The organism is Erythrobacter sp. CCH5-A1, assembly GCF_001557115.1.
Classification (GTDB): domain Bacteria; phylum Pseudomonadota; class Alphaproteobacteria; order Sphingomonadales; family Sphingomonadaceae; genus Erythrobacter.
Window position 1 is genome coordinate 1 of sequence record NZ_LSKQ01000216.1, and the last position, 2,565, is coordinate 2,565.

Annotated in this window: 1 protein-coding gene; it reads right to left on the reverse strand. The window is 67.4% G+C overall.

All coding sequences use genetic code 11. The features are described 5' to 3' along the window. Positions 1–403: 403 nt before the first annotated feature. On the reverse strand, positions 404–2,565 hold a 2,162-nt coding region (locus tag AX708_RS13010; protein WP_369815622.1), incomplete at its 5' end, for a GMC family oxidoreductase N-terminal domain-containing protein.

A 2,565-nucleotide genomic window follows, 5' to 3' on the forward strand; every position in this document is an offset into this window, starting at 1 on the left:
GTCGGGGAGGGCGCGGGGGTCGGGGTCGGTGTCGGCGTGCCGCCGGTCGCAGGCGGCGCGCTGCTTCCGTCGCCGCCGCCGCAGCCCGCCAGCAGCAGGCAGGCCGCAAGCGCCGTCATCACGCGCCGCGCGCGCGCATTCTTGTCCGTGGTCTCCCGCATTTTTCGTCCCCGCACATAGTTCCGGTCCGGCGGCGAGAGTCGAAAATCACGGCTAATTCCGGGTAAACGGCGGGAGAAAACAGCAAGATTTCAGAAGTTTGAAAATGAAGCGTTAACCATCCAAACACCTTGAAGCGCTTGCTACAACAATGCTCGGGCGAGAGGCCGCCGATCCGTTCGGAAAGGGTAATTATCCGGCAGGGGAGGACCTTCGACGGATCAATTGGGCCCCGCCGACTCGGCTACCCGAACACCCGCCGCGCGTAAGTCACCCGGTCGGCCATCGCCATCGTCGTCAGCTGCGCGTTCACCCGGATGCAGCTCGGCATCACGCTCGCATCGCACACAAGCACGTTGGCCGTGCCGTGGACGCGCTGGTCCAAATCGACCACGCCCTTGGCCGGATCGGCGTTGATCGCATTGCCGCCGTGGGGGTGGCTGGAAGAGAGCACCACATCATCGGGCTCTGCGATGGCGCTTTCGAAATAGGCGTCGATCTCCGCGTGGGTCATCGCCTTGTGGAGCGTCTCGCCCTTGAGCAGCGCGGGGTAGACCTCTTCGGCCCCGCCCGCGAAATGCGTCTTGCTGAGCAGCGCCAGCGCGCGGCGCAGGACCGCGAGGTCGGCCTCCTTGAGCTTCAGATCGAGCTTGCCGCCCTTGATGTGCCCGCGCCGGTCAGCGGGGAACAGCACGCCCGCCGAGGCGAGGCGGTTGTAGTGATGCATGCGGGTGAAGTGGTCCTCGAACCACCCCGGGACCAGCGAGGCCATGCTCATCGGCGGCTGGAAATGGCTCTCGATTAGGAAATCCCCGCGATCGATGAAGGTCGCCATCTGGTCCTCGTCCCAGGCGATCACATCCTCGGGCATCAGCGCGGGCACGGGGCAGGCGATGTTGAGCGAGATGTCCCGCCCCGTCCCCCGGATCCCGCTCGCCGACAGGATATTGCTCGAGGCGATCGTGCCCGCAGCGACCACCACCCCCTTGGTCACGCGGATCGTCTTGCCGCGATAGTCGGGCAGCACCACCTTGACCGAAGTCGCGACCCGGCGGCCATCGCCATCGCGCGCGCCCCAGCCGATTTCGGCGACCTCGGCCTCGGCAAGGATGCGCGCGGGCCGTTTGGCTTTCACGGCGAGGCCGAGGAAGCTTTCGGGCATGGCGCGCTTGCGGCCGAAGGGGCAGCCGGTGTTGCAATAGCCGCAGGAGATGCAGGCATTGGGCTCGCATTTCGAACCCCAGTTCTTGCGGAACCAGCCCGAGACGGCGCGCTGGTCCATCGGGTCGGCGGAGGCGGCCTTGTAGGCGTCCCAGCCCTTGAGCAGCCGCGTGCCGTTGTTGCGCCCGAGCCGCCTGTCGATCTCGTGCACGCCGAGCACATCCTCGACCCGCTTATAGGCGTCCGACAGCGCCTTGGCCGAAATCTCCGCCCCCAGCCCCTTCCATGTGGCGAGCACGTCGTTGGCATCGGGGTGGGTCTCGTCCTCGGCGGCGAGCCTCAGACAGATGCCGTTGTTGATGACCGTGGAGCCCCCCACGGTGCGCCCCTGGAAGACGATGATGTCGCGGTCGCGCGTGGTCTGGATCGCGCCGTCCTTGAACAGGCTCGAGGACATCCACTTCTCGTGCGTGGTGATCTGCGAGCTGGGAAGGTAGGGGCCCGCCTCGACCACCAGCACCTCATACCCTTGCGCCGCGAGGTTCGCCGCCGCCACCGCCCCGCCTGCGCCCGATCCGATCACCACCACCTCGACCGTGTCGGGGATCGCATCGGGGTGGACGAAGGCCGAGGCGGGCAGGTCGTTGCCGGTGTATTCGGCGATCGCCGGATCGTCGGGCGTGCCCGCGCGGCTGCGGTGATGCGGCAAGGTATAGCCGATCGCACTCAGCACCGGGTTGTTGCGGTTGGCGTCTTCCTCGGCCTGCTGATCGGGGTTCGGCCCGGCGGCAGGCTCCCAGTGGCCATAATAGCCCGCGTAGACGATGCCGCGGATGCGGGCCATGTCCTGGAACAGGTCGACGCGGCTGTTCCTGAGCCGCCGCTGGACCCGCCACACCCGGAAGGATCGCGGCGCGAAGTGCCACACCGGCCCGCCCAGCACCACCCATGCCGCGAACACCGAGAGCCCGGTGTTGAACGGGGTTTGCCCGCGAATATTGCCGAACATCGTCTGCAGATTGTCGACCACCTGCTGCGGCGTGATCGCCATGCGCGAAGGCTCGACCAGCATCGTCTCGGCGAGCCTGCGCCAGATGGCGGCGATGAACGGATTGAACGGCTTTTCCTGCATGCTGCGATCCCCCTGCCGCGCCCCGCGCCGCCGCGCCTTGCTACCGCGTTGGAACGGCGAGGGATTGTATGCCTGCGCCGGGTTTCGGCGGCAATGGGGGGGCGGGGGGGGAG